The 25370-nt window shown below is 63.3% G+C and carries 24 protein-coding genes; 15 read left to right on the forward strand and 9 right to left on the reverse strand.

Features of this window, described 5'->3' with window-relative positions; translation table 11 throughout:
- Positions 1–48: 48 nt before the first annotated feature.
- A complete protein-coding gene (locus tag B0G74_RS25995; RefSeq protein WP_132377712.1) occupies positions 49–849 on the reverse strand; it encodes an alpha/beta hydrolase in 801 nt (266 codons plus the stop codon).
- Positions 846–1880 carry a M14 family zinc carboxypeptidase gene (locus B0G74_RS26000; protein WP_132377713.1) on the reverse strand — a complete coding sequence of 345 codons (1035 nt, stop codon included), beginning with the start codon at positions 1878–1880 and terminating at the stop codon, positions 846–848. Before B0G74_RS26000 ends, B0G74_RS25995 begins: the two co-directional genes overlap by 4 nt.
- A gap of 292 nt (positions 1881–2172) precedes the next feature.
- On the opposite strand from B0G74_RS26000, the gene phnC reads away from it, so the two are divergent.
- The 4 genes from phnC to B0G74_RS26020 all read left to right on the forward strand — a co-directional run bounded on the left by phnC (position 2173) and on the right by B0G74_RS26020 (position 6040).
- Complete coding sequence (gene phnC, locus B0G74_RS26005) at positions 2173–3078, forward strand: phosphonate ABC transporter ATP-binding protein (RefSeq protein WP_132377714.1); 906 nt, start codon at positions 2173–2175, stop codon at positions 3076–3078.
- Positions 3079–3119: 41 nt separating this feature from the next.
- A complete protein-coding gene (gene phnD, locus B0G74_RS26010) occupies positions 3120–4097 on the forward strand; it encodes a phosphonate ABC transporter substrate-binding protein (protein ID WP_132377715.1) in 978 nt (325 codons plus the stop codon).
- A complete protein-coding gene (phnE, locus tag B0G74_RS26015) occupies positions 4094–4936 on the forward strand; it encodes a phosphonate ABC transporter, permease protein PhnE (protein ID WP_132377716.1) in 843 nt (280 codons plus the stop codon). Before phnD ends, phnE begins: the two co-directional genes overlap by 4 nt.
- 267 nt (positions 4937–5203) lie before the next feature.
- On the forward strand, positions 5204–6040 hold the full coding sequence (locus tag B0G74_RS26020) for a DMT family transporter (protein ID WP_132377717.1): 837 nt from the start codon (positions 5204–5206) through the stop codon (positions 6038–6040).
- 10 nt (positions 6041–6050) lie between these two features.
- Here B0G74_RS26020 and B0G74_RS26025 read toward each other — a convergent pair whose 3' ends face one another.
- Positions 6051–7556 (reverse strand): PLP-dependent aminotransferase family protein, encoded by a 1506-nt coding sequence (locus B0G74_RS26025; RefSeq protein WP_132377718.1) that lies wholly within the window; start codon positions 7554–7556, stop codon positions 6051–6053.
- Positions 7557–7679: 123 nt separating this feature from the next.
- On the opposite strand from B0G74_RS26025, the gene B0G74_RS26030 reads away from it, so the two are divergent.
- The 3 genes from B0G74_RS26030 (at position 7680) to B0G74_RS26040 (ending at position 12064) form a co-directional block, all read left to right on the forward strand.
- Complete coding sequence (locus tag B0G74_RS26030) at positions 7680–8963, forward strand: 4-aminobutyrate--2-oxoglutarate transaminase (protein ID WP_132377719.1); 1284 nt, start codon at positions 7680–7682, stop codon at positions 8961–8963.
- Positions 8964–8973: 10 nt separating this feature from the next.
- Positions 8974–10434 (forward strand): NADP-dependent succinate-semialdehyde dehydrogenase, encoded by a 1461-nt coding sequence (gene gabD, locus B0G74_RS26035; protein WP_132377720.1) that lies wholly within the window; start codon positions 8974–8976, stop codon positions 10432–10434.
- A gap of 214 nt (positions 10435–10648) precedes the next feature.
- Positions 10649–12064: a PLP-dependent aminotransferase family protein gene (locus B0G74_RS26040; protein WP_132377721.1), complete on the forward strand. Its 1416-nt coding sequence runs from the start codon at positions 10649–10651 to the stop codon at positions 12062–12064.
- 41 nt (positions 12065–12105) lie between these two features.
- Here B0G74_RS26040 and B0G74_RS26045 read toward each other — a convergent pair whose 3' ends face one another.
- Positions 12106–12294 (reverse strand): DUF2970 domain-containing protein, encoded by a 189-nt coding sequence (locus B0G74_RS26045; RefSeq protein WP_106300927.1) that lies wholly within the window; start codon positions 12292–12294, stop codon positions 12106–12108.
- A gap of 325 nt (positions 12295–12619) precedes the next feature.
- Here B0G74_RS26045 and B0G74_RS26050 point away from each other — a divergent pair, with 325 nt between their 5' ends.
- Genes B0G74_RS26050 through B0G74_RS26060 form a run of 3 tightly spaced genes read left to right on the forward strand, consistent with a single transcriptional unit; the run spans position 12620 to position 15295 of the window.
- A complete protein-coding gene (locus tag B0G74_RS26050; protein WP_132377722.1) occupies positions 12620–14410 on the forward strand; it encodes a nitrite/sulfite reductase in 1791 nt (596 codons plus the stop codon).
- Positions 14407–14823 carry a DUF934 domain-containing protein gene (locus B0G74_RS26055; protein WP_132377723.1) on the forward strand — a complete coding sequence of 139 codons (417 nt, stop codon included), beginning with the start codon at positions 14407–14409 and terminating at the stop codon, positions 14821–14823. The genes B0G74_RS26050 and B0G74_RS26055 overlap by 4 nt, the downstream gene beginning before the upstream one ends.
- Positions 14824–14836: 13 nt before the next feature.
- The gene (locus B0G74_RS26060) at positions 14837–15295 is read left to right on the forward strand and encodes a helix-turn-helix domain-containing protein (protein WP_279388627.1); all 459 of its coding nucleotides are present in this window, start codon (positions 14837–14839) and stop codon (positions 15293–15295) included.
- A gap of 74 nt (positions 15296–15369) precedes the next feature.
- Here the strand turns inward: B0G74_RS26060 and B0G74_RS26065 are convergent, their stop codons facing one another.
- Together B0G74_RS26065 and B0G74_RS26070 are read right to left on the reverse strand one after the other, a co-directional pair.
- Positions 15370–15696 carry a DUF4148 domain-containing protein gene (locus B0G74_RS26065; protein ID WP_132377724.1) on the reverse strand — a complete coding sequence of 109 codons (327 nt, stop codon included), beginning with the start codon at positions 15694–15696 and terminating at the stop codon, positions 15370–15372.
- A gap of 109 nt (positions 15697–15805) precedes the next feature.
- Entirely contained in the window at positions 15806–16831 is a 1026-nt protein-coding gene (locus B0G74_RS26070) for a GlxA family transcriptional regulator (RefSeq protein WP_132377725.1), read from the reverse strand.
- A gap of 347 nt (positions 16832–17178) precedes the next feature.
- Here B0G74_RS26070 and B0G74_RS26075 point away from each other — a divergent pair, with 347 nt between their 5' ends.
- The 5 genes from B0G74_RS26075 to B0G74_RS26095 all read left to right on the forward strand — a co-directional run bounded on the left by B0G74_RS26075 (position 17179) and on the right by B0G74_RS26095 (position 21807).
- Positions 17179–18135 (forward strand): choline ABC transporter substrate-binding protein, encoded by a 957-nt coding sequence (locus B0G74_RS26075; RefSeq protein ID WP_132377726.1) that lies wholly within the window; start codon positions 17179–17181, stop codon positions 18133–18135.
- 40 nt (positions 18136–18175) lie between these two features.
- Positions 18176–19105, forward strand: coding sequence for a 3-keto-5-aminohexanoate cleavage protein (locus B0G74_RS26080; RefSeq protein WP_132377727.1), 930 nt, complete (start codon positions 18176–18178; stop codon positions 19103–19105).
- An 86-nt stretch (positions 19106–19191) separates the two neighbouring features.
- A complete protein-coding gene (locus B0G74_RS26085) occupies positions 19192–20157 on the forward strand; it encodes an L-carnitine dehydrogenase (protein ID WP_132377729.1) in 966 nt (321 codons plus the stop codon).
- Between the two features lie 182 nt (positions 20158–20339).
- Positions 20340–20849, forward strand: coding sequence for a thioesterase family protein (locus B0G74_RS26090; RefSeq protein ID WP_132377731.1), 510 nt, complete (start codon positions 20340–20342; stop codon positions 20847–20849).
- Positions 20842–21807, forward strand: a complete 966-nt coding sequence (locus B0G74_RS26095; RefSeq protein ID WP_132377733.1) for an alpha/beta hydrolase — start codon at positions 20842–20844, stop codon at positions 21805–21807. Before B0G74_RS26090 ends, B0G74_RS26095 begins: the two co-directional genes overlap by 8 nt.
- A gap of 61 nt (positions 21808–21868) precedes the next feature.
- On the opposite strand, the gene B0G74_RS26100 is transcribed toward B0G74_RS26095, so the two are convergent.
- The 3 genes from B0G74_RS26100 to B0G74_RS26110 form a co-directional block, all read right to left on the reverse strand.
- On the reverse strand, positions 21869–23305 hold the full coding sequence (locus B0G74_RS26100) for a sensor histidine kinase (protein WP_132377735.1): 1437 nt from the start codon (positions 23303–23305) through the stop codon (positions 21869–21871).
- A 23-nt stretch (positions 23306–23328) separates the two neighbouring features.
- Entirely contained in the window at positions 23329–24291 is a 963-nt protein-coding gene (locus B0G74_RS26105) for a response regulator (RefSeq protein ID WP_132377737.1), read from the reverse strand.
- 301 nt (positions 24292–24592) lie between these two features.
- Positions 24593–25267, reverse strand: coding sequence for an HAD family hydrolase (locus B0G74_RS26110; RefSeq protein ID WP_132377739.1), 675 nt, complete (start codon positions 25265–25267; stop codon positions 24593–24595).
- Between the last annotated feature and the right edge of the window lie 103 nt (positions 25268–25370).

Here is a 25370-nt window from a genome sequence, read left to right on the forward strand (position 1 = left end):
GGTTATACCCGCTGCCGCTGAATGCGCCGCCACGGCGCGTCCGGCCGTTTAAAGCACGGCTCCCGGAACCGCGTGCTCCTGCGCGAGCCACGCGCGAACCTGCTCGCTGGTCCACGCCGGGTCGTCGTGCGGCAGGTCGTGGCCGGCCCACGGATGCTCGCAATGCAGGGCGCCCCACGCCGCCGCGAGCTTCGCCGAGCACACGGGGTCGACGAGTTTGTCGGCCCGCGAAGAAAGAATCAGCAACGGGCACTCCGGTCGCGCCGCGTCCGCGGTGAAACGTGCCGCGGCCCAGAGTTGCCGTAGTGCATTGCCACGGCTCACGGGCGCGCTGTGGCGAATCCGGCTCCAGGTGTCGAGATCGTCGCCCAGCGTTTCCACGTTGTTACACGTCAGCCGATGAATGCCGTGTTCCGCGCGCGGCGCGTCGCGCCAGTGCGCGGCCACGCCGAGCAGGTCCGCCCATGCCGAAGGGCGCAAGCGCTCCTGCATCTGGCTGAACGGCCGCATGCTCGTGTTGATCAGCACCAGCCGTTCGATCTCGTAGGGATGCCGCTGCGCCCAGTCTGTCGCCACCATGCCGCCGAGCGACATCGCCAGCACGCAGTACGGCCCGGGCATGCCGCTTTGCAGAGCAGCATTTCGCACGAAGCCGACCATGTCGGCGACCGTCGACGGCGCGCGCAAGTGCGTGAATTCGCCGTTGCCCGGCAGATCGAGCAGCAGCAGACGGCCGGGCGCGCCCATGTGAAGGGCCGATTCATTGACCGCGCCATGCAGCAAGCCGGGCAAGCGGCCCCAGTGGCGGATTTCACGCGTGAGTCCGCGTAGCAGGATCCACGTACTCATACGCTTTCCGGTTTATACCAATGGTCGATCGCGCTTTGCAGCAATTGCTCGCGACGATTGCCTTGCGGCAGCCAGCGTTGCGACGAGAAGGCCGCACGCGCCAGAAAGTCGAGCAGGTTCGCATGACGCCGCAGCACCCGCGCCGTGCGATGCGCCTTCACCGGATTGAACATGCCCTGACGCGAAAACAACTGGCGCGGATTCTTCTTGATCCACAGCCAGGAGCCGAGTTCGAGGGTCATCGGCAGAAAGACGTTGGGCGCGGGCGTGCGGTCGTAAGCGAAGTCCCACAGATCGCCGTGCAACAGATATTGATGGCTCTGTGGTTCGAATGCGTAGCCATGGTGGGGATGCGCGCGTTCGAACATGGTCTTCAGCACGTACATTTCCGGCAAATGCGGCATCACTTTGCGGGTGCGTGCGTACGGAAACCAGATACTGTCGCTCCAGCCGTAGCCCGAATGGCAATCGAGTGCGATGCTCAATGGCCGCGTGGCCATTTCGGTTTCGACCACCCGCAGGAGCGCGGAGGCCTCAGGTTCCATCGGCGCGCCCTCGCGGCCGCGATACCACGGCAGCCACGCGCCCACGCGCTGGCCGCCGGCGAGCAGCGGCACGCGTTCGTCGGCGTTCTGCGGCGCGTTGCGCATCAGGTCCACGCCGTTCGGGTTGGCGCGCGTGGCCGCCCACATTCCGCCCGGATTGACGATCGGCATAAAGATCAGACGAATCGACTGCAATTGGCGCACCAGCAGTTCGTCCCATTCGAGCCGCGCAAGCAGCGCGCGCATATAGTCGAGCACAAGTTGCGAGCCGATCCGCTCGAGCCCGTGAATGCCGGCAAAAAAGCCGATTGCCGGCGCTTGTGGATCGGTCGAACCGATGCTCGCGGTCTGAACGGCGAATGGCCGGCCGCGCACCGTCGTCTCGCAGACGGTGCGGATCGCGAAGCTCGCGCTGCCCTGCTCGAGGATCGTCCTGAGATCTTCGTACTCCGCAAAACTGTCGGGAAGGAAGCTCAGAGGCTGCATGACGATGTCGCGAGCAATTGCAAGGTTAATGGGGACGGCACACCGATTCACGCAATATAGCCTGGCCGGGCGCCGACATGCTGAAGTGGCGCGGGCCGATGCGAATCATGTCACACCCATGTCATTTTCCATTCGAACGGATGACTCCAATTTGTCTTTCCGCCGACGCAAAAAAAGACACGAGAAGATATAGTCGTCTAGACGTTGCGATGCCTTCACTCAACCGTCACAGACGCTTTCTAGAATGAGCCCCACACATGCCGGCAGCGGCCGGATGCATCAAGGGGTATTCATGGAAGCAATTCGGGAAGCAATTCGTATCGAACGGTTGAGCAAGACGTTCAGCAACGGCCGCAAGGCGCTGGACGAAATCGATCTGCGCGTCGAACCGGGCGAAATGGTTGCGTTGATCGGCGCCTCGGGCTCGGGCAAGTCGACGCTGCTGCGCCATATCGCGGGCTTCACGGCGTCCGACGCGCAGCCGTCGCAGATCGCGATTCTGGGCCGGCCGATTCAGCAGAACGGCCGCATCGTGCGGGAAGTGCGCAGCATTCGCCGCGACATCGGCTTCGTATTTCAGCAGTTCAATCTGGTGAACCGCCTCTCCGTCGAAACCAATGTGCTGATCGGCGCGCTCGCGCGGCTGCCTTGGTGGCGCCGTCTCAGCGGCCGTTTTCCGCGCGCCGAGCGGGCGTTGTCGATGGCCGCGTTGAACGAAGTCGGCATCGGCGAACATGCGCGCGAACGCGCCGCCAATCTCTCCGGCGGGCAGCAGCAACGCGCGGCACTCGCCCGTGCGCTGGTGCAGCGCGCGCGCATCGTGCTCGCCGATGAACCGATCGCCTCGCTCGACCCCGAGTCGTCACGCCGTGTGATGGAGATGCTGCGCACGCTGAACATCGAGCATCAACTCACGGTGCTGGTGTCGCTGCATCAGGTCGATATCGCGATGCAGTACTGCCCGCGCACGATCGCGCTGCGCCGCGGCAAGGTGGTCTACGACGGCCCCTCCGCCGCGCTCACACCGGCCCTGCTCAAGAAACTCTACGGCGACGATGCCCGCGAACTACTCGATGAATCCGCTCAAAGCGCGGACGATATCGACGCAAAAAATGCCGCCGGCGGCACTCCGCTTCAGAACGCCGCATCTGCTTCGACGCGCTACGCGTTCGCTCTCAATCCGGCGCACTCGAACTGAGCGCGCCCATTCAGTCTGTCAACTCAACCGGATCTCAAACGATGAAATTCCTGCGTTCATTGATCACGCTGGCCGTCGGCGCGGCCGCTTTTGCTGCTGTCTCCACCGCGCAAGCCGAAGACCTCAACCTCGGCATCATCTCGACCGATTCCTCCTCCGTGCTGAAACAGCGCTGGGAGCCGCTGATTCAGGACATGAACAAGCAGACCGGCCTGAACGTCAAGGCGTTCTTCGCGACGGACTACGCCGGCATCATCGAAGGCATGCGCTTTAACAAGGTCCAGGTCGGCTATTTCGGCAATGCGTCGGCGATCGAGGCGGTGGACCGCGCGCAAGGCGAAGTGTTCGCGAAGATCCAGTATGCGAACGGCGATGCCGGTTACTACTCGGTGCTGATCACGAACGTGAACAGCCGCTTCAAGACGCTCGATGACGTGTTCAAGAATACGAAGGACGTCACGCTCGTTTTCGGCGATCCGAACTCCACCTCGGGCACGCTGATTCCCGGCTACTACCTGTTCGCCAAGCACAACACGCCGGTCAACACTTCGTTCAAGACCATGCTGCCGTCGAGCCACGAAGCGAATCTGCTGGCAGTGGTGAACAACAAGATCGACATCGCGACCAACAATACCGAGATGCTCGACACGCTGAAGAAAGAACACCCGGACAAGTTCGCGCAAGTGCGTGTGCTGTGGAAGTCGCCGCTGATTCCGTCGGATCCGCTGGTGTGGCGCAAGGATCTGCCGCAAGCCACCAAGGACAAGCTGCGCAACTTCTTCCTGAACTACGCGAAGACCGATCCGCACGAAAAAGCGGTGATGGCGGCCATTACCGGTTACAGCGGCTTCGCGGCATCGTCGGATGCGCAGTTGCTGCCGATCCGTCAGGTCGCCTTGTACCAGCAGAAGCAGAAGATCGAGAGCGACGCGCATCTCTCCGATGACGATCGCAAAACCCAATTGGCCGCACTCGACGCGAAGCTGAGCGCGCTGAACACCGCGCAATCGAAGCAATGAACACAGTCGATCTGATCACGTCGCCGGCGCGTGCGAGCGAAGCGCTCGACGCCCAGGCGGCGCGTCATCGCGCGCCTGCTGCCGGCAAGCGTAGCTGGCTGTCGCTGCTCGGCTGGATCGCGCTGCTTGCGGTGTTGGGCGGCGCATGGCACAGCGCCGACATGCGTCCGCTGGATCTGCTCAGCGACTCCGGCAACATGGGCCAGTTCGCCAAGGACTTCTTTCCGCCCGACTTCACCGAATGGCGCAGCTATCTGCACGAGATGATCGTGACGCTCTCGGTGGCGGTATGGGGCACCGCTCTTTCGCTCGTGTGCGCGGTGCCGTGCGGACTGATGTCGGCTCACAACATGGCGCCGATGTGGATCGTGCAGCCCATGCGCCGCATGATGGACGCGTGCCGCGCGATCAATGAAATGGTCTTCGCCATGCTGTTCATCGTCGCGGTCGGCCTCGGTCCTTTTGCGGGCGTGCTGGCGCTGTGGGTGCACACCACCGGCGTGCTCGCCAAGCTGTTCGCCGAAGCGGTCGAGGCCATCGATCCGCGTCCGGCCGAAGGCGTGCGCGCCACCGGCGCAACCAGTCTCGACGAAATCATTTACGGCGTGCTGCCGCAAGTGCTGCCGTTGTGGATTTCGTACGCGTTGTATCGCTTCGAATCCAACGTGCGCTCGGCGATGGTGGTCGGCATGGTCGGCGCGGGTGGTATCGGCGTGGTGTTGTACGAAGCGATCCGCTCGTTCAACTATGCGCAGACGGCCGCGGTGATGATCATGGTGATCGTGGTCGTGACGGTGATCGATCTCGCGTCCGCGTGGCTGCGTGAGCGCGTGACCTGAAGCTGGCGGCCTGATTGCCCGGCGGGAAGTTTGGCGAAGCGCGGCTTCGTCTGCTTTCCGCCGCGCGCCGTTGCGCTGGCGGTTCGATTCGCATTCGCCGGTGTTCGCCCGCCTTCAGCGTCTTTTTGACGCCACAAATCGCCTCAATTTTCCAAATAAAACCCCTTCATTCGAGTCGTCCACTCCTCTATTCCGGCGTTCTGCTGGAATAATCACGGGCTCATGGCCCGGACCTGGGCCTTCGCTTCTCCTCTCCCCTGGTCTTCGATGGACACCTTTGTCGTTTTGCTGGTGCTGCTCTCCGCGCTGCTTCACGCTACGTGGAACGCGTTTCTCCATCTTTCCGAAGATCGCGTCTGGCTGCTCGGCATGATGGCGATTCCGTATCTCGTCGTGAGCGCGGTCGGCGTGGTCGTGCTGCCCATGCCGGCGCCGGCGGCGTGGCCGTACATCGTTGCATCGGTGCTGCTGGAATTCGGTTATCTGCTGGCGCTGATCCGCGCCTACAAGAGCGGCGACTTCGGGCAGATCTATCCGATTGCGCGCGGCCTTTCGCCGATGCTCGTGTTCGCCGGCGCATTGGTGTTCGCGCACGAAGCGCTCAAACCGCTCGCGGCGATCGGTGTGGCGCTGGTGTCGATCGGCATCGTCTCGCTGGCGTTTCGGCGCGGCATGCGCTTTTCGGGCGAGAGCGTGCCTTTCGCACTTCTCACCGGCTTCTTCATCTCGGCATATTCGGTTGTCGACGGAATCGGCGCGCGCCTGGCGGGCAATGGCCTGAGCTACGTCATGTGGGTCTATCTGATCTGGAACATCCCGCAGTTTCTGCTCGCCTGGCGTTGGCGCGGCGGCGCCAAAGGGCTGTTCATCGGCCGCGCGGTGGTGCTCAAGGGCATGGCGGCGGGCGTGCTCGCGTTGAGCGCCTACTGCCTGATCATCGAGGCCTACCGCTATCTGCCGATTGCGATGGTCTCCGCGCTGCGCGAAATGAGCTCGATCTTCGCGGTGGTGATCGGCTGGCTGTTCATGGGGGAGAAGCTGACCAGACGGCGGATCGTTGCGTGCGCGCTGGTGACGCTGGGGGCGGTTTTGATACGGGTTTGAGTCAGGCCCCTCACGCGAACTCCGGCAACGTCGCATCGATCGCATCGGCGAGCGTGTTGAAAGCCGGCGCGATCTCCTCATCCGGCACGCACGCGTAGCCGATCAGCAAACCGGAGGGCGCCAGGCCCGGTTGCGCGTAATACCCCGACAACGGCCGCACGACGATATTGCGCTCCAGCGCGGCGGTCGCCACCCGCCGGTCATCGGTGCCATCGGGCAACTGCATCACGAGATGCAAACCGGCGTCGCCGCCCACCGCCGGCAACGCGTCGCCGTAACGATGTGCCGCGGCGTCGAGCAGCGTCTGGCGGCGCTGTCCGTAGAGCGTGCGCATCTTGCGGATATGCGACGTGAAATGCCCTTCGGCGATGAACTCCGCGAGCATCGCCTGCTGCAGCAACTGCCCCTCGCGATATAGCTCGGCGCTCGCGGTGGCAAAGCTCTCCGCCAGCGCTTCCGGCACGACGAGGTAGCCGATGCGCAAACCCGGAAACAGCGTCTTGCCGAAGCTGCCCACGTAAATCACCTGCCCCGACGTATCCAGACCTTGCAGCGATGCCAGCGGCCGGCTGCCGTAGCGGTATTCGCTGTCGTAGTCGTCCTCGATGATCCAGCACTGGTTCTGCCGCGCGTATTCGAGCAACATGCGGCGCCGCGCGAGACTCATCACCATGCCGAGCGGATATTGGTGCGAAGGCGTGACGAGCATCAGCTTCGGCGGCTGCGCGAGGTCGTCGGCGGATGGATTGATGCCCTCCTCGTCGACGGCGATTGGCCGCGATTCCAGGCCGGACACGTGCAGCACGCTGCGCACGCCCCAATAACAGGGGTCTTCGGTCCAGATCACGTCGCCCGGATCGGACAGCAGGCGCACGGCAAGGTCGACCGACTGGTGAATCCCGGTCGTGATGATGATCTGCTCCGGCGTGCAGCGCACCGAGCGCGAGGTGCGCAGATAGTCGGCCAGCGCGTGCCGCAGCGAGGCCAGGCCGCCGCCCGGCGCATACGTCAGCAGGTCCGGGCGCAGCCGGCGCCAATATTTGTTGTGCAGGCGGCTCCAGACGCGCGCCGGAAACTTCGTGACGTCCGGCACGCCGGGCATGAACGCGCCCCACTGCCGCTTGGACACGCCCGCACCCGCGATCAGCCGCGCGCCGCGCGTGGAAAGCGCGCGCCGCGCCTGCAGCGGCGCCGGCTCGGGCCGCGCGGCGGGCGCTTCGGCATCGGGCACGCCGACAATCTCGTCCGGCGCACTGTCGGCGACGAACGTGCCGCGCCCGGTCGCCGAACTCACGTAGCCTTCCAGCACGAGTTGCTCATACACCTGCGTAACCGTATTGCGCCCAATGCCTAACTCCTGCGCCAGCAAACGCGACGACGGCACCTTGCTGCCCGGCGGCAATTCGCGCGACAGGATCGCCTGCTGCAACAGCCGGTGCAGTTGGCGATAGATCGGCTGCCCGTTGCCGCGATCGAGGCGCTGGGCCAGCCAGTCGGACAAAACGCTCGCGCGCATGATTGGCTCCTACATTTTTATTGAAATGGCTCTGAAGTTAAGAGCCAAATCTCATTATAGTCGCTGCATGTGCTGCGCTGAGCGCGCGGCGTCCGCAAAAACCGAGGAGCGAAGGAGATGACCATGAAGAACGCAGAACTGAAAAGCCGCAAAGACGCCGCCACGCCGCGCGGTGTCGGGGTGATGTGCGATTTCTACGCCGAGCGCGCTGAAAACGCCGAGCTGTGGGACGTCGAAGGCCGCCGTTTCATCGACTTCGCCGCCGGTATCGCCGTGTGCAATACGGGCCACCGCCATCCGAAGATCCTCGCCGCCATCCGCGACCAGCTCGATCACTTCACCCACACGGCGTATCAGATCGTGCCGTACGCGTCGTATGTCGAACTGGCTGAGAAGCTCAACGAGCGCGCGCCGGGCGACCATCCCAAGAAAACCGCGTTCTTCACGACCGGCGCCGAAGCCGTCGAAAACGCGATCAAGATCGCCCGCGCCGCGACCGGCCGCCCGGGCGTGATCGCCTTTACCGGCGGCTTCCACGGCCGCACGCTGATGGGCATGGCGCTCACCGGCAAGGTTGCGCCGTACAAGATCGGCTTTGGCCCCTTCCCGTCGGACGTGTTCCACGCGCCGTTCCCGAATCCGCTGCACGGCGTGACCACGGCCGACTCGCTGCAGGCCATCGAATTCCTCTTCAAGGCCGATATCGATCCGAAGCGCGTGGCCGCGATCATCTTCGAACCGGTTCAGGGCGAAGGCGGCTTCTATCCGGCGCCGGCCGAATTCGTGCGCGCCTTGCGCAAGCTGTGCAACGAGCACGGCATTCTGCTGATCGCCGACGAAGTCCAGACGGGTTTTGCGCGTACCGGCAAGCTGTTCGCCATGCATCACTACGACGTGGTGCCCGATCTGATGACGGTCGCCAAGAGCCTCGCCGGCGGCATGCCGCTGTCGGGCGTGATCGGCCGTGCGGAAGTGATGGACGCCGCGGCGCCCGGCGGACTCGGCGGCACGTATGCGGGGAATCCTTTGGCGGTTGCCGCCGCGCATGCGGTGCTCGATATCATCGACGAAGAGAAGCTCTGCGAGCGCGCCACGGTGCTGGGTGACCGCGTCAAGGCCAAGCTGATCGCGCTGCAAAGCGACGTGCCGCAAATCGCCGACGTGCGCGGCCCCGGCGGCATGGTCGCGGTCGAGTTCTGCAAGGCAGGCGGCACGGAGCCGGATGCGGAGTTCACCAAGCGCGTGCAGACGCGCGCGCTCGAACGCGGCTTGCTGCTGCTGGTGTGCGGCGTCTATTCGAACGTGGTGCGTTTCCTGTTCCCGCTCACGATTCAGGACGCGGTCTTCGACGAAGCCATGGCGATTCTCGAAGACGTGATCAAGGACAGCGTCACCGTTGCGGCCTAAGGATACATACATGACCACGTTGAGCTTGAAAGACCCGTCGCTTCTGAAGACCCACGCGTACATCGCGGGCGAATGGCAAGGCGCCGACGACGGCACCACCTTCGAAGTGAAGAACCCCGCCACGGGCGAAACGATCGCGACGGTGCCGCGCATGGGCACGGCGGAAACCCGCCGCGCCATCGACACGGCCAATGCGGCCTGGCCAGCCTGGCGTGCTACGACCGCGAAGCAGCGCGCCGTGATCCTGCGCAAATGGCATGACCTGATGATGGAGAACGCCGACGATCTGGCGAAGATCCTCACCACGGAGCAGGGCAAGCCGGTCGCCGAAGCCAAGGGCGAAATCCAGTACGCGGCATCGTTCCTCGAATGGTTCGCGGAAGAAGGCAAGCGTGTAAACGGCGACACCATTCCGACGCCGGCCAACGACAAACGCATCGTCGTGACGAAAGAGCCGATCGGCGTTTGCGCGGCCATCACGCCGTGGAACTTCCCTGCCGCGATGATCACCCGCAAAGTCGGTCCGGCGCTCGCGGCGGGCTGCCCGATCATCGTCAAACCGGCTGAAGCCACGCCGCTCTCGGCGCTCGCACTGGCTGTGCTGGCCGAACGCGCCGGTGTGCCGCGCGGAGTGTTCAACGTCGTGACCGGCGAGCCGAAAGCCATCGGCGCGGAAATGACGGGCAATCCGATCGTGCGCAAGCTGTCGTTCACCGGCTCGACGCCGGTCGGCCGTTTGCTCATGGCGCAGTGCGCGCCGACGGTCAAGAAGGTGTCGCTCGAACTCGGCGGTAATGCGCCGTTCATCGTATTCGACGACGCGGATCTGGACGCCGCGGTGGCCGGCGCGATTGCTTCGAAGTATCGCAATAGCGGCCAGACCTGCGTGTGCACGAACCGCTTCTATGTGCACGACAAGGTCTACGACGCGTTCGCCGAGAAACTGCGCGTCGCCGTCGAACAGCTCAAAGTTGGCCGCGGCACCGAAGACGGCGTCACGCAAGGTCCGCTGATCAACGAAGCGGCCGTGCTCAAGGTCGAATCGCATATCGAAGACGCGCTCGCCAAAGGCGCGCGCATCGTCACCGGCGGCAAGCGTCATGCGCTCGGCCACGGCTTCTTCGAACCGACCGTGCTCGCCGATGTCACGCCGGCCATGAAGGTGGCGCGCGATGAAACCTTCGGGCCGCTCGCGCCGCTGTTCCGCTTCTCGTCGGATGAGGAAGTGATCCGTCTTGCCAACGACACCGAGTTCGGCCTCGCGTCGTACTTCTATAGCCGCGATATCGGCCGCGTCTGGCGTGTTGCCGAAGCGCTCGAGTACGGCATGGTCGGCATCAACACGGGCCTCATCTCCAACGAAGTCGCGCCGTTCGGCGGCGTCAAGCAATCGGGCCTGGGCCGCGAAGGCTCGCATTACGGCATCGACGATTACGTGGTCATCAAGTACATGTGCGTCGGCGGAATCTGAACGCAAAGCTTGAAGTAAGAAACGGCCACGTCGGCATGTCCGGCGTGGCCGTTTTTTCGTTGGCTCGGCGGAAACAGACGCGCTGCGTGGTGACAACGCTTGCACTTCCGCCGGGAACCACGACGGATTCCTATTCTGCCGCGTCCTGTCGTTAAACTGCTGGCACAATTGCGGCAGTTGACCGCAGCGCACGCAGCCGAATAACGACCGTTAAATGAAACGCTTCGAAATGCTGGCCAACACCATGGCCGATGAAATTCGCTCGGGCAGCCGTCCGGTCGGCACCCGCATGCCATCTTTGCGGCACCTCACCGCACAGCACGGCGTCAGCCAGTCCACCGTGTTTCGCGCCTACTACCTTCTCGAAGAGTGGGGTTTGATTCGAGCACGTGAACGCTCTGGCTACTATGTGGCGCCGGGTGCCGCGCTCAAGCAGCAACCGGCGCCCCGCCCTCAGGTCGCGCTGGAATCCGCCAAGGTCGAGATCAGCGATCTTGTCTTCTCGGTGCTCGAAGCCGCGAAGCATCCCAACGTGGTTCCGTTCGGTTCGGCCTTTCCGTCGCCGCAGTTGTTTCCCCTTCAGCGTCTTGCCAGATCGCTCGGGCATTCGAGCCGTCTGATCAGTCCGTGGAGCACCGTCGTCGATCTTCCGCCGGGCAACGAACCATTGCGTCGCCAGATATCGCTGCGTTACATGGGCATGGGCGTCGCTCAACCGATGGAGCAGCTTGTCGTCACCAATGGCGCGCTGGAAGCCCTGAACCTGTGTTTGATGGCCGTGACGCGTCCCGGCGACGTGGTCGCGATCGAATCGCCCGGTTTTTACGCGGCACTGCAGGCCATCGAGCGGCTCGATCTGCGAGCCGTGGAGATTCCAGTCGATCCCGTTTCGGGCATCGATTTGCAAGCGCTCTCGGATGCGCTCGACAAGCACCCTATCCGCGCATGCTGGTTCATGACCAACTATCAGAATCCGACCGGCGCGGCGATGCCGCAGGACAAGAAGAAAGCGCTGGTCGAACTGCTCGCCCGGCATGACGTGCCACTCATCGAAGACGACGTGTACGGCGAACTGCATTATGCGGCGACCTACCCGCTGCCCGCCATCGCCTTCGACACAAAAGGCCTGGTGATGCACTGCAGTTCATTTTCAAAGACGCTCGCACCGGGATACCGCATTGGCTGGGTCGCGGCGGGACGTTTTGCCGAGAAGGTGCAGCGCCTGAAGTTGATGACCACGTTGTCGGCGAGCATTCCCGCCCAGGCAGCCATAGCGGACTATCTTCAGCACGGCGGGTACGACAAGCATCTGCGGAAACTGCGCGGCGCGTTCCGCAATCAGCTCGCCTCGATGGACGCCGCGCTGCGCCGCTGCATGCCGGCCGATTCGCATTGGACGCTGCCGTCCGGCGGCTATTTTCTGTGGCTCCGGCTGCCGTCGCATGTCGACGCGATGCAGTTGCACCGTCTTGCGATAGAGAACGGCATCAGCATTGCGCCCGGTCCGATTTTCTCCGCGCGGCACGAATTCCGGAACCATATCCGGTTGAACTTCGGTCATCCGTGGAGCGACAGCACGGAAAACGCTGTCCTAACGCTGGGTTCGCTGCTCGATCAGGCGAGCCGATGAACCACGTTCACCACGCTCTTCCCGCGAATGCACCGCAAGCCTCAATGCGCCACGTTGACCGCAAGTCTCGCGAGTGCAAACAGCGTCGCGCCGAATCCGGCGGCGAGGACTACCGCGACTAGCGGCAACAGGGGCAGCTTGACGCCCGCCATATCGGCCTGATGCGAAGCGCCACGGCGGATGCCGAAAAAACTCCACAGCACGATTCGCGTCATCTTCAAGAGGTTCATGGCATCACCTTCAAGGCAGGGTTGTTGTATCTCACGCGATAGTCTGAGCCCGTCAGGTCACGCATAACAGTAGCAGTTGCGATCAATTCCAGCGCAGCAGTCTTGCGCGACCGACCGTCCGCCGGGCCGCCGGTTCACTCACCATCTGCTAGCGTGTTTTCAGCGGCATCTGCTGCTTTTCAGCGTCCACCATTGCCTCTATCGTTCGCCAGAAGCCCTCGGGGCAAGCGCGGCACAGCAGGTGCCGCCGATGCGACCACGGCTCCTTCCACGAAACCGACGCTCAGCCAGACTGCGCCATCCAGGGCGGTAGTCGCACCGGACCATGTACCAATACACCGAGTTTGACAAATCATTCGTGCGCAGCCGCGCTGCGCAGTTTCGCGACCAGATCGAACGCTGGCAGTCCGGCAAGCTGAGTGAGGACGACTTTCGTCCGCTGCGTCTTCAGAACGGCTGGTATGTGCAACGGCATGCGCCGATGCTGCGCGTGGCGATCCCATACGGAGAGTTGTCGAGCAGGCAGTTGCGCATGCTCGCCCGGATTGCGCGCGAATACGATGAACCGGAGGCCGAGGTCTACCGGCTCGCCAGCGAAGCGCAGCGTAAGCTCGGCACCGTCCGCTTGCCCACGAACTATGCGCATTTCACGACGCGCACCAACGTGCAGTTCAACTGGATTCCGCTCTCGAAGGCCGCGGACGTGATGGACTTGCTCGCCAGCGTCGACATGCATGGCATTCAGACGAGCGGCAACTGCATTCGCAACATTTCCTGCGACGAACGCGCGGGTGTCGCGCCTGACGAAATTGCCGACCCGCGTCCGTTCGCCGAAATCATGCGGCAGTGGACGACCCTGCATCCCGAGTTCGCCTTCCTGCCACGCAAGTTCAAGATCGCGGTCACCGGTGCGAGCGAAGACCGCGCCGCGACGGACTGGCATGACGTCGGCCTTCGTCTGCTGCGCAACGAGGCGGGCGAACTGGGATTTCGCGTCACGGTGGGCGGCGGGATGGGCCGCACTCCTGTTATCGGCACCGTGCTGCGTGAGTTTTTGCCGTGGCAGCACATCATGAATTACATCGAGGCGGTGGTGCGCGTCTACAACCAGTACGGCCGCCGCGACAATAAGTACAAGGCGCGCATCAAGATCCTGGTGAAAGCAGAAGGCCAACGTTACATCGACGGCGTCGAGGAAGAGTTCCGCCAGATCGTCGAGCTCGACGGCGGCCCTCACACTATTCCGCTGGCCGAACTCGAGCGCGTCAGCGCGTGCTTCGCTCTACCCCAACTGCCTTCCGTGGATGCGCCGGTCGACCTCGAAGCGATTGCAACGTCAAACGACGTGGCTCTCGAGACGCCGCAATTCGAACGCTGGCTCGAGCGCAATGTCGCGCCGCACAGGAACCAGCGCTTGCGGATTGTCACACTGTCGTTCAAACGCCTTCTGCAAGCGCCCGGCGACGCATCGGCGCAACAGCTCGACCGCGTAGCCGACCTGGCCGAGCGGTTCTCGGCGGGCGAAGCGCGTGTCACGCACACGCAGAATGTCGTGCTGCCGTGGGTGCATGTCAACGACCTTCTGCCGCTTTGGGAAGCCGCGCGCGAGGCAGGACTCGCGAGCGCCAACGTGAATTTGCTGACGGACATGATCGCTTGCCCGGGTGGCGATTTCTGTGCGCTCGCCAATGCCCGCTCCATTCCGGTTGCTGAGGCCATTACCGAGCGCTATCAGGATCTGGACGAACTCAACGATATCGGTGAAATCGATCTGCATATCAGCGGCTGCATCAATTCGTGCGGCCATCACCATAGCGGGCATATCGGCATCCTCGGTGTCGACAAGGATGGCAAGGAGTGGTACCAGGTGACGTTGGGCGGCTCGGACGGTTCGAGCGCCAGTGGCCGCGCGCAAGCGGGCAAGGTCATCGGCCCGTCGTTTTCCGCCGTCGAGGTGCCCGAGGTCATCGACGCGCTGCTGTCCGCTTACCTCGACATGCGAGCGACGGTTGGCGAGAGGCGCGAGTCGTTCATCGAAACGGTTCGACGGGCAGGCATCGAACCGTTCAGGACAGCCGCGGATCGCGTGCGCACGCTCATGGAGAAAACGGCATGAACGGCATGACACGTATCAGGCTGCTCACGTTGCCCGAGCATGCATCGGACCCGTCCCGGCAGGTTGTCTCCCTGGCAAACGACGATGACCCGATCGAGCAAAAAGACGCAATCGCGACTGCTGCGCGCGTGGAGTTGCACTTCCCTAGTTTCACCGACGGCCGGGCATACAGCCAGGCGTATCTCCTGCGCCGCCGCCTGGGTTTCAAAGGCGATCTGCGAGCAACAGGCGACGTGCTCGTCGATCAGTTGATTCAGATGGAGCGAACCGGCTTCTCAAGTGCGGTACTCAAAGACGGCATCGATCCAGAGGATGCGCAGCGCCAACTCGACCGCTTCCCGGCGTTTTATCAGGGCGATGTTATTCACGATGCGCCCTTTGTGCGACCAGGTGCCGGGAACAAGGATGAGTGACGGCGCAAGAGACATGCGGGTGGTATCTACAAGCACCGCAATATCTGGGGACTACTGCGTAACGCAAGTCGTGTCGCGAGATAGCGGATCGCCGCCAGATGCATTTTCGGGAGCTTGTCCGTCCCGACTCGCTCTCGCACGCCTCGGTCAAAAGTGGACCGTATTGGCGATGATCGCATTGCGTGAGAAGCCTCTGCGCTTTGCCGAGATCAGACGTCGATTAGACGGTGTCTCCGACAAAATGCTTTCTCAGACGCTGAGATCGATGGAAAGAGATGGGCTTGTCGAGCGATACGTCGACGACCAGCATCCGGTGCGTATCGAGTATCGCTTAAGTCCGCTCGCTCGCACCGTGCTGCCGATCGTCACCGAGTTGAAGCGATGGGCCGAATGTTCCATCGACTCCATCGAGGCCAGTAATCACGCGTATGACCATAAGATCGGACGGTCCACGTGTCAGGCCGTTTCATAGGCGCTGGAAATATCACGGTTGGCATACCAATCAATCCAGCGCCCTGCTACAGCAACTACACACTACGCGATCGATTAACGACCGTAATTCACAACCGGAGCCGAGTACGAACTGTTCGTCGTGTCCGAACGGCCGCCTGCCTGCGACGAACCATTGGTGGCCGAACCGTAACCGCTCGTCTGAGCAGCGCTCTTTTGTGCGGCGACACGTGCTTCAGCAGCCTGAATGTTCGCCGGATAATCTTCGTCGTTTGCGGTGCCCGGGTTGTAGCCCGCCTTTTCCAGCTGGATCAGTTCCGCACGCACCTGAGCACGCGTAACCGGCTGATTCGATTGAGCAAAAGCGGCGAGCGGAGCGGAAATGAGAGCGGCGATAACAACAGCTTCGATCAGGGATTTCATGATACCTACCTCCAGAGATTGTTTTTTGCCATGCTGCGAACCTGTGTCCGCAGCGTATGGATACAGTCTAGGAGTCAATGTATATAGGGTAAACCCCAAATCACCTAATTCACTGTTGCGGTAATCGCGCTAATTGGGGTGCGGCAGCGAGGTTTCGGGCCTGTGACGGCGCCAGTTCGCCAGCATTTCGGCCGCCTGTCGCCTGCCGGTCGCTTCTCGGACTCGCGCCGAAACGCGCGCGATACGTCCGCGAGAAATGCGAGGGCGACTCGAACCCGCACGCCACGCAAATCGACGTAATCGACATGTCGGTCTGTTGCAGCAACTCGCGCGCACGCGTGAGGCGCAACTGCAGATAGAAATGCGTCGGCGTGTCCTTCAGCGAAGCACAGAACAGCCGCTCCAGTTGCCGCCGCGTCACGCCGATTTCCTGCGCGAGCTGGTCCGGCGCGAGCGGCTCCTCCATATGCTGTTCCATCACGCCGATCACCTGAATCAGCTTGCGGTTGTGCACGCCGTAACGCGCCGCGATCTCCATGCGCTGATGGTCCGAGCGCTGCCGGATACGGCTCACCACGAATTGCTCCGAGACGGCGGAGGCCAGCGCGGCGCCATGCTCGCGGCCGATCAGGTCGAGCATCATGTCGATCGACGCCGTGCCGCCCGCACACGTAATGCGGCGCGCGCCGATTTCGAACAGCTCCTGGCTCGCATCGAGCGACGGATAGCGCTCGCGGAACGCCGACAGCGCTTCCCAATGCACGGTCACACTGTCCGCGCCGCCGAGCAGCCCGGCTTCCGCGAGCACGAAACTGCCGGTGTCGATCCCACCGAGCGTCGCACCCGCGCGCTCGAGGCGCTTCAGACAATCGCCCAACGCGCGCGTGTAGCAGGCGAGCGGCTCGAAGCCCGCGACGACGAAGAGCGTCCGCGCCGCGTCGATGTCGCCGATGGCGGCATCCGCGTTGATCGAAATGCCGTTGCTGGCGGCCACCGGCGCGCCGTCGAGACTCAGAATGCGCCAGCGGTACAGATCGCCGCGAAAACGGTTCGCCACGCGCAACGGCTCCACCGCCGACATGAAACCGATCGCCGAAAAGCCCGGCAGCAACAGGAACGACATATCTTCGGGCATCGTGCTCAGACTCGATCAGGAGACAAAAAACGCGGGCGCGGGCGGGTTCCCGGCGAGCGTAGCAAGCAGCAGCCGGGCCGGCAAGGCACGCCAAAATTCGCGCTTGACTCGATGTTGCATCGCAAGGCGGGCGACGCAGGTTTTCCCTCATTGTCGCTTGGAAGCAAGAACCAGTCGCCGGCGGTCGCTTTGGCTGGAATATGGGGCATTAACGTTACGTCATTCGTGCAGTTCAGGCATCACAGGCCCTATCGCATGTCCGGGGGCCGCTTCGCCTGGTTTCGTTTGCTCAGGCGAAGCGGCCCGGTTCGAAACACGCTATCACCCGTGTCAGAAGAGGGAACGCCATGAAGTTACGCATCAAAGCCCTGCTCACCCATCTTGCATGCGTCGCGGCCGCCGCCGTTACCGCGCTACCGGCGTTCGCTCAGGATCCCGCTGCCTGCCGCGCGGTGCATTTCGCCGACATCGGCTGGACCGATATCACCTCGACCACCGCGCTAGCGTCGACCGTGTTCGAAGGACTCGGCTATCAGCCGGTGACGACGGTCGCCTCCGTGCCCATCTCGTTCGCCGGCCTGAAGAGCAAACAGCTCGACGTGTCGCTCGGCTACTGGTGGCCGGTGCAGGAAAAGGCGATCGCGCCGTTCGTCGATTCGAAATCGATCCAGGTGCTGCAGCCACCTAACCTCACCGGCGCCAAGGCCACGTTCGCCGTGCCGAGCTATGAATACGACGCGGGCCTGAAGACTTTCGCCGACATCGCCAAACACCGCGATCAGCTCGACGGCAAGATCTACGGCATCGAACCCGGCAGCAGCGCGAACGCGGCGATCCTGAAGATGATCGCCAACAATCAGTTCGGCCTCGGCGGCTTCAAGCTGATCGAATCGAGTGAAGCGGGCATGCTGGTGTCGGTCGATCGCGCGATCCGCGAGAAGAAATGGGTGGTCTTTCTCGGCTGGGAACCTCATCCGATGAACATCCAGATCGACATGAAATATCTCACCGGCAGCGACGGCGTATTCGGCCCGAACGACGGCGAAGCACGCGTTTATACGCTGACGTCCCCCGACTTTCTGACGCGCTGCCCGAACGCCGGCAAGCTCGTGAGCAATCTGCGCTTTTCGACGCAGCTCGAAAACGTGGTGATGCAATCGGTCATGAACAAGGAAAAGCCCGCCGATGCCGCCAAGGCGTATCTGAAGAAAAACCCGCAAGTACTCGATGCCTGGCTTGCCGGCGTGAAGACCTACGACGGCAAGGAAGGCTTGCCCGCGGTCAAGGCCTATCTGGGTCTTTGATCCCGAGCGTTGCGCATTTCATCCACAGGAACCAGTTCGCATGAATCATGAAGTCATCGTGACCTGCGCGGTCACCGGCGCAGGCGATACCGTCGGCAAGCATCCGGCCATTCCCGTCACGCCGAAGCAGATTGCCGAGGCCGCCATCGAAGCCGCGAAGGCCGGCGCCACCGTTGCGCATTGCCATGTGCGCGATCCGAAAACCGGACGCGGCAGCCGCGATCCGCACCTGTATCGCGAGGTGGTCGACCGGATTCGCTCGTCGGGCACGGACGTGATCATCAATCTGACGGCCGGCATGGGCGGCGATCTGGAGATCGGTCCCGGCGAAGACCCGATGCGCTTCGGCGCGAACACGGATCTGGTCGGGGGTCTCACGCGCCTTGCGCATGTCGAGGAATTGCTGCCGGAAATCTGCACGCTCGATTGCGGCACGCTCAATTTCGGCGACGGCGACTACATCTATGTATCGACGCCTGCGCAATTGCGGGCCGGCGCACGGCGCATCCAGGAACTCGGCGTCAAGCCTGAACTGGAGATCTTCGATACCGGCCATTTGTGGTTCGCCAAACAAATGCTCAAGGAAGGTCTGCTCGACGCGCCGCCGCTGTTTCAGATTTGCCTCGGCATTCCCTGGGGCGCACCCGCCGATACCACGACCATGAAAGCGATGGCCGACAACCTGCCGCCCGGTGCGCAGTGGGCCGGCTTCGGCATCGGCCGCATGCAGATGCCGATGGTCGCCCAGGCGATGCTGCTCGGCGGCCACGTACGCGTCGGCCTCGAAGACAACATCTGGCTCGACAAAGGTGTACCCGCAACGAACGGCACGCTGGTGCAACGCGCGGTGGAAATCATCGAACGGCTCGGCGCACGCGCGCTGACGCCCGCCGAAGGACGCCGCAAGCTCGGTCTGCCCGCGCGTGGCGAGCGTCAATTGGAGCGACGCGCGGCGGGGCAGTACGCTTAGTCGATTGCGAGAGTCGCGCCGCGCGTTCGATGCAACGCGCTTCTTTCTGAACCAGACAACACACAGGCAAAAAGGAAACGTCAGCAATGGCAGTGATCGTCGATATCAAAACATTCGCGGCAATCGGCGTGGGCGTGATCGGCAGCGGCTGGGTGGCGCGCGCGCTCGCGCACGGGCTCGATGTCATCGCGTGGGACCCGGCGCCGGGCGCCGAGCAGCAGTTGCGCGAGAACGTCGCGAACGCATGGCCGGCGCTGCTGCGCGTGGGGCTTGCCGAGGGTGCGTCGCCCGGGCGATTGCGCTTCGTCGATACGATCGAGGCCTGCGTCGGGCAGGCGGATTTCATTCAGGAAAGCGCGCCTGAGCGCGAGGAGTTGAAGCTCGCCTTGCACGAGCAGATCAGCCGCGCGGCGAAACCGGATGCGATCATCGCTTCGTCGACGTCGGGTCTGTTACCGAGCGATTTTTACGCGCGCGCGGTGAATCCGCAGCGTTGCATCGTCGGGCATCCGTTCAATCCGGTGTATCTGCTGCCGCTCGTCGAAGTGCTGGGCGGCGAAAGCACCGCGCCGGAAACCATCGACGCCGCGCTGCGGGTGTATCGTGCGCTGTCGATGCGGCCGCTGCGTGTTCGCAAGGAAGTGCCGGGCTTTATCGCCGACCGCCTGTTGGAAGCGCTGTGGCGCGAGGCATTGCATCTGGTCAACGAGGGCGTCGCGACCACCGGCGAAATCGACGACGCGATCCGCTTCGGCGCGGGCATCCGCTGGTCGTTCATGGGCACGTTCCTGACGTACACGCTGGCGGGCGGCGATGCGGGCATGCGCCACTTCATGCAGCAATTCGGACCCGCGCTGGAGCTGCCCTGGACTAAACTGGTAGCGCCGAAGCTAACGGACGAACTGATCGACCGGGTCGTGGACGGCACGGCCGAGCAGGTCGGGCCGCGGTCGATCAAACAGCTCGAACGTTACCGCGACGATTGCATTACGAGCGTGCTGGCGGCGATTGCGGAGGCGAAGGCGCGGCATGGAATGCTGCCGGCTGACTGAGGGGGACCGCGCGGAAGGACCGGAAGGCGCGCAAGGACCAAAGGGCGCGGAAACGGCGGAAGGGCCGCGCGTATTCAAGGGCGCGGAAACCGCAGCTGGCGCGCCACCCGCGTCACGCGTCAGCGACGCATGACCGCGCCCCCAGCCGCCGCCTTTGAAACGAACTACGGAGACGATCGCCGATGCCGCAACCCGCAGCCCTGCCTAGCTATCGCGACACGGTGCGCGCCGAATGGGTCGATTACAACGGCCATTTGCGCGACGCGTTCTACATGCTGATCTTCAGCTTCGCGACTGACGTCCTGATCGACCTGATCGGCTTGCCGGACGCAGTGCGCAAAGAACGCCAGCGTTCGATCTACACGCTCGAAGCGCATATCAACTATCTGCACGAGATCAAGGAAGGCGCGCAGGTGCGCGTCGACATGCGCTTGCTCGGGCACGATGCAAAACGGCTGCATTTGTACCTCGAGATGTTTGCCGGCGATGGCGACGAACCGGTGGCAGCAGGCGAACAGATGTTGCTGCACGTGGATACCAGCGGCCCGCGCGCCGCCGCGTTCGATCCGGACGTCGCGGCGCATGTGCGGGCATTGGCCGACGCGCATGCCGCACTGCCGCCCGCCGCCTTCGCCGGCCGCGTGATAGGCTTGCCCGCGAGGACAAAGCCCAGTGGGAGCGGACATGCTTGAGCCAGAGATTGCCGCGTTCATCGAAAGAACCGCCGCGATTTATCCGGGGCATTCGACTTCGTTGACGCCGGCTGAACAGCGCAAGATTTACGACCGCTACGCCGCGGCGCTCACTCCTGCGTTGCCGGATGAAGTCGTGACGCAGGACGCCGAATTCCAGACCGGCGCGGGCCATTCGATCGCGCTGCGGCTGTACCGCAACCGTGCAAGGCATCAGGAGGCGTCGCGTGGCGCCGTGCTGTATTTTCACGGCGGCGGCTTCGTGCTCGGCTCGCTGGACAGCCATCAGATCGTGACCGCGCGCCTTGCCGCGGACACCGGTCTCGATGTGATCGCAGTCGACTACCGGCTAGCCCCTGAACACCCCGCGCCGGCCGCGCACGACGATTGCATGGAGGTTACGCTCGCCGCTTTGGCAGGGCGCTTGCCGTTCGATCTGCATGCCGGCGCGCCGCTGCAACTGGCAGGCGACAGCGCCGGCGCCACGCTCGCAGCCAGCGCCGCGATGCGGTTGCGCGACGAGGCGATTCAAGGCGTGAGCGGCCTCGCTCTCGTCTATCCGATGCTCGGCACCGAACCGCAATTGCCCGCACGCGAAACCGAAGCGCAGGCGCCGATGCTCAAGCTGGCCGACGTTCATGCGTTCCGCGATCACTATTGGGGCACCCATCCGCCCTACCCCGCGTGGACGATCCCACTCGATGCGACGCGCTACGACCGCCTGCCGCCGACGCTGGCGATCGGCGTCGAACATGATCCGTTGAGGGATGACGCGCGCGTGTTTGCCGAGCGTATCAACGCGGCCGGTGGCGAGGCGCAACTCTGGATTGGCGCCGGACTTGTGCACGGATGCTGGCGCGCCATCGAATCGAGCCCCGGCGTCCAGAGGTTCCACGAAGAGGTATGCCGTTTTCTGTCCGCCCATGCGACGCCGGCGCCGTCCGCGGCCGGTCGTTAGCACTGAGTCAGGCCGCCGGATATTCGGTCGCAACGGCCACCGCTTTTCAACTTATGGACTATCAGTGTGGACGCCGGCGTGGCGAGCGTGCGGGCGTCTTGCGCAGTGCGCGATCGGCGGGCGTGTCCGGTGCCGGCAACCGCACGGTGAAGGTCGTGTGAATGCCTCGTATCGAACTGCACTCGATACTCCCGCCCAGCAACTCCGTCGCGCGACGGCAGAACGCGAGTCCCATGCCAGCGCCACTGCCATGCCGCTTAGTGGTGAAGAAGGCGTCGAAGATATACGGCAGGACATCAGGCGCGATGCCCGGTCCGGTGTCGCGGAATCGCAGCGCGCAGAAGTCCTGATCCTGAACGGCGCTGATCGTGATCTGGCCATCGCCGCCCACGCGAATGGCATGCAACGCGTTTTTCAGCAGGTTGAACAGCACGTAAACCACGACCGTATCCGAGCCCGAAAAAGACATGGCGGGATCGATGGGCATCACCGTGACACGCTCACGCTCGCCGCCGCTGAACGGATACCGCTCCAGCGCCGACATCACGCACTGGTGCACGGAATGCCGGCTGAAGCCGCCGCGGTCCAGTCGATCGAGCGTGAAAGACGCGAGCGCCATTTCGACCATCGCGCTGGTGCCGGAGACTTCGCGCCGGATCGCCGTCGCAAGCTGGCCGATGCGCTCGGATTGTCCGGACTCGTCGTGATCGTCATACAGCCCATGCGTAACGGCCGTCCGGTAGCCCTTGAACACGTGGCCCCATACGCTGGCGATTTCGTCGGCGTGCATGCCGATGGTCGCGAGCGGCGTCGAGATTTCGTGCGCGATGGTCGCCGCCACGGCATACGGGTGAATCAGGTGATACCGGACGATGGTGATCGCCAGCAGCCCAAGGCTCAGACCGATGAATAGCACGCCCGGCGGATAAAACCCGAAGCCGTAGTTGACCGCGTAATCCATCGCGGCAAACGAGTACAGGCAAAGGCTCGCCAGGCATAGATCGAGACGCCGGCGCGCGTCGCCCTCCGCCTTCTGGCGCGCGGCGAGCAGAAGCTGCGCGCTGCGCCCGGCCAGCAACACGGTTTGCACGACATGCACGGGATGCAGCGGCCCCGCGACCGGATAGTAGCCGAAGAAGAAATGCTGATAGCCGGCCACCACTTCGTTACCGGGCAGCAGTATCGCGAGAACGAAACACAGACCGTACGACGCGAGCAATATCGGCCGCTCACGGCGCTGCGCCGCCACCTCCGTCACGAAGTGGTAGAACGTTGTCGGCAGAAAGAGAATGAAGAGGTAGCCGAATCTGACCAGCAGGTCCGCGGTCTGCGGGTTTTCGGTCTGAAACAGCAGCGTCCATGCGCCTTGCCAGGCGAAGGTCGCGACGCACATCAGGATGAACGGCGTGAATAGACGCGTCGCGCCCTGCGTAATCAGAACGTACAGTGCGAACACCACGAACATCGCGGACACGAAGGCAGGCGGAATGGCGTACATGTGGCTCAACGTGTCGGCAAACTTTAGCGGGTCCGCTCATTCCGCCATTGCGCGAAGGTCACGAGGTCGAGGCCCACGTCGGCCCTGTCGATCGGGGTCCAGCAATAGAAAACGTCATCCCAGCCCGGAATGGTCCGCGGCGTCAGCGTCCTGACGGTCATGCCGGAGCGATACGCCAGGTTCGGCCAGAAGATCGGCATCACCTCGCGCACCGCCATTTGCTTCAGGAGTTCGGCCGGGCCGTCCTCATCCGCGACGATTTCGCCTTGGGAAATCCAGTCGTTCTCAGCCCACGCGACGAAAACGCTCGGGTTGCCGGCGCGATCGAACATCAGAATGGCGTCCTGTTCCGGGCGCCAGTAGTACTCGACGATACCGTTCGCGGCCACCACCTCGTCGATGACCTTGCGCGTTCGCGAGTCGCAATACGTCATGCCGTTCTCGCCCAAGGCCAACCAGCCGCCTTCCGAACAATGCCGGATTTTGGCGTCCTTCAGGAAATGGGCCAGCCGGTTAGCGGAGTCGGTATCCGTTTTTCTCAGGTATAAATCGACGATTCCCGCGTTAAAGGCTTTGACCGCGACGGTTTCGTCCGCGACTCCGGTCAGCAGCACTTTCGCGCAGCGCAGATTGGAGATGGACGAGAGGAATTCCACGCCGTTCATGCCGGGCATGTCGAAATCCACGACCACCGCTGCTACTTCCGCGAAACGGGAGCGGCGGGCCAGGATGTCCCGTTCCGCGGCGGTTTCCATGTAGCGCTCAAAACCCGTCTCGCTCACGCATGCCGACGCCGGCGCGAACTCCAGCGAATTTTCGCGAGCATGCTGACGGATGAAGGCAAGCGCGGTTTGTGGCCGCGTAAAAAACAGATTGGTGGCGGTATCCGGAAAGAAACGCCGCAGCGCGTCGAGGTAGCTGTCGTTGTCATCCACGAAAACAACCGTCGACGGATAGATAACAGGTGGTCGGATAAAATTGTTCATATTTTCACGTGGTTCGTCACGCCCCCGCTGGAGGACAACCGCGGCAGGCCGCCCGCCGTAGGGTCACAGCAACCCGCACGGCAGCGCCCTATTTGCCGCCTCCGGTTCCCGCATGTTCGCATATGGAACATTCCGGCGCGCCTCGGACCTGCTTATAGGCAGGATTCTCTCACGCCGGTCGCCAAGGCGGTTTTCCGCTGAACAATATAGTACAGGGCCTTGATACCGATCGTGCGAAGTCGCCAAGGCGATCAACGGCAGCGCTTATGCATTCTGGGAATCCGCGATAAAGAGCCGCCCTTTACGGCCGCGACGCAACCTCGTCCAGATGCTCCAGCAGATCGGCGGGATCGTCGTAGACCCGCAGTGCGCCCGCCCGTTCGAGTTCCTCCGTGCCGTACCCGCCCGACAGCAAGCCCACACCCAGCGCACGACAGCGCCGCGCCGCGAGCATGTCCCAGATGCTGTCGCCGACCACGACCGTGTTTTCGACCGGCACGCCGAGCCGCCCGGCCGCGGCGATGAACAGATCCGGATCCGGTTTTGCATATTTGACGTCGTCGCGCGTCACGACCACCGCCTTCGCGGGATCGACACCCAGCGCCTCCAGATTGAGCGCCGCCGTCTCCATGCGGCCGCTCGTCGCCACGGCCCACGGCGTTCCGGCTTGCGTCAACGCGTCGAGCAAGGCGCGCGCGCCCGGCAGCGGACATACCTGCGCGCGCAATCGCTGATAGGCCGCGGCGTGAGCATGACGAAGACGCTCCACCCGCTCGGCGCTGATTTCCCCATGCGTTTCCCGCAGAAGCTGATTGGTGAAGAGCCCGCCGCTCATGCCGATCTTGCGGTGAATTCGCCAGACCGACAAGGGAATGCCTTCGCTGTCGAGCGCTTCCTTCCAGGCCAGCACGTGCTGGTAGACGCTGTCGACCAGCGTTCCGTCGAGATCGAAAAGGAAAGAGGTCTGGATCCGCATGGTGTGCTCCTGTTGATGACTCCGTTCGCCAATATGCCATGTCCCGGGGTTCGCCGGTCGCGCGAATACGGCCTCGATTCCCCTTGACTCTCACGTGGCGTAA

Origin of the sequence: Paraburkholderia sp. BL9I2N2, from assembly GCF_004339745.1 — a bacterium.
Lineage (GTDB): Bacteria > Pseudomonadota > Gammaproteobacteria > Burkholderiales > Burkholderiaceae > Paraburkholderia.

Excerpts from the sequence above, each read along its gene's own strand:
- B0G74_RS25995 (WP_132377712.1), bottom strand. The coding sequence starts at position 849 with ATGAGTACGTGGATCCTGCTACGCGGACTCACGCGTGAAATCCGCCAC.
- B0G74_RS26000 (WP_132377713.1), bottom strand. The coding sequence starts at position 1,880 with ATGCAGCCTCTGAGCTTCCTTCCCGACAGTTTTGCGGAGTACGAAGAT.
- phnC (WP_132377714.1), top strand. The coding sequence starts at position 2,173 with ATGGAAGCAATTCGGGAAGCAATTCGTATCGAACGGTTGAGCAAGACG.
- phnD (WP_132377715.1), top strand. The coding sequence starts at position 3,120 with ATGAAATTCCTGCGTTCATTGATCACGCTGGCCGTCGGCGCGGCCGCT.
- phnE (WP_132377716.1), top strand. The coding sequence starts at position 4,094 with ATGAACACAGTCGATCTGATCACGTCGCCGGCGCGTGCGAGCGAAGCG.
- B0G74_RS26020 (WP_132377717.1), top strand. The coding sequence starts at position 5,204 with ATGGACACCTTTGTCGTTTTGCTGGTGCTGCTCTCCGCGCTGCTTCAC.
- B0G74_RS26025 (WP_132377718.1), bottom strand. The coding sequence starts at position 7,556 with ATGCGCGCGAGCGTTTTGTCCGACTGGCTGGCCCAGCGCCTCGATCGC.
- B0G74_RS26030 (WP_132377719.1), top strand. The coding sequence starts at position 7,680 with ATGAAGAACGCAGAACTGAAAAGCCGCAAAGACGCCGCCACGCCGCGC.
- gabD (WP_132377720.1), top strand. The coding sequence starts at position 8,974 with ATGACCACGTTGAGCTTGAAAGACCCGTCGCTTCTGAAGACCCACGCG.
- B0G74_RS26040 (WP_132377721.1), top strand. The coding sequence starts at position 10,649 with ATGAAACGCTTCGAAATGCTGGCCAACACCATGGCCGATGAAATTCGC.
- B0G74_RS26045 (WP_106300927.1), bottom strand. The coding sequence starts at position 12,294 with ATGAACCTCTTGAAGATGACGCGAATCGTGCTGTGGAGTTTTTTCGGC.
- B0G74_RS26050 (WP_132377722.1), top strand. The coding sequence starts at position 12,620 with ATGTACCAATACACCGAGTTTGACAAATCATTCGTGCGCAGCCGCGCT.
- B0G74_RS26055 (WP_132377723.1), top strand. The coding sequence starts at position 14,407 with ATGAACGGCATGACACGTATCAGGCTGCTCACGTTGCCCGAGCATGCA.
- B0G74_RS26060 (WP_279388627.1), top strand. The coding sequence starts at position 14,837 with ATGCGGGTGGTATCTACAAGCACCGCAATATCTGGGGACTACTGCGTA.
- B0G74_RS26065 (WP_132377724.1), bottom strand. The coding sequence starts at position 15,696 with ATGAAATCCCTGATCGAAGCTGTTGTTATCGCCGCTCTCATTTCCGCT.
- B0G74_RS26070 (WP_132377725.1), bottom strand. The coding sequence starts at position 16,831 with ATGCCCGAAGATATGTCGTTCCTGTTGCTGCCGGGCTTTTCGGCGATC.
- B0G74_RS26075 (WP_132377726.1), top strand. The coding sequence starts at position 17,179 with ATGAAGTTACGCATCAAAGCCCTGCTCACCCATCTTGCATGCGTCGCG.
- B0G74_RS26080 (WP_132377727.1), top strand. The coding sequence starts at position 18,176 with ATGAATCATGAAGTCATCGTGACCTGCGCGGTCACCGGCGCAGGCGAT.
- B0G74_RS26085 (WP_132377729.1), top strand. The coding sequence starts at position 19,192 with ATGGCAGTGATCGTCGATATCAAAACATTCGCGGCAATCGGCGTGGGC.
- B0G74_RS26090 (WP_132377731.1), top strand. The coding sequence starts at position 20,340 with ATGCCGCAACCCGCAGCCCTGCCTAGCTATCGCGACACGGTGCGCGCC.
- B0G74_RS26095 (WP_132377733.1), top strand. The coding sequence starts at position 20,842 with ATGCTTGAGCCAGAGATTGCCGCGTTCATCGAAAGAACCGCCGCGATT.
- B0G74_RS26100 (WP_132377735.1), bottom strand. The coding sequence starts at position 23,305 with ATGTACGCCATTCCGCCTGCCTTCGTGTCCGCGATGTTCGTGGTGTTC.
- B0G74_RS26105 (WP_132377737.1), bottom strand. The coding sequence starts at position 24,291 with ATGAACAATTTTATCCGACCACCTGTTATCTATCCGTCGACGGTTGTT.
- B0G74_RS26110 (WP_132377739.1), bottom strand. The coding sequence starts at position 25,267 with ATGCGGATCCAGACCTCTTTCCTTTTCGATCTCGACGGAACGCTGGTC.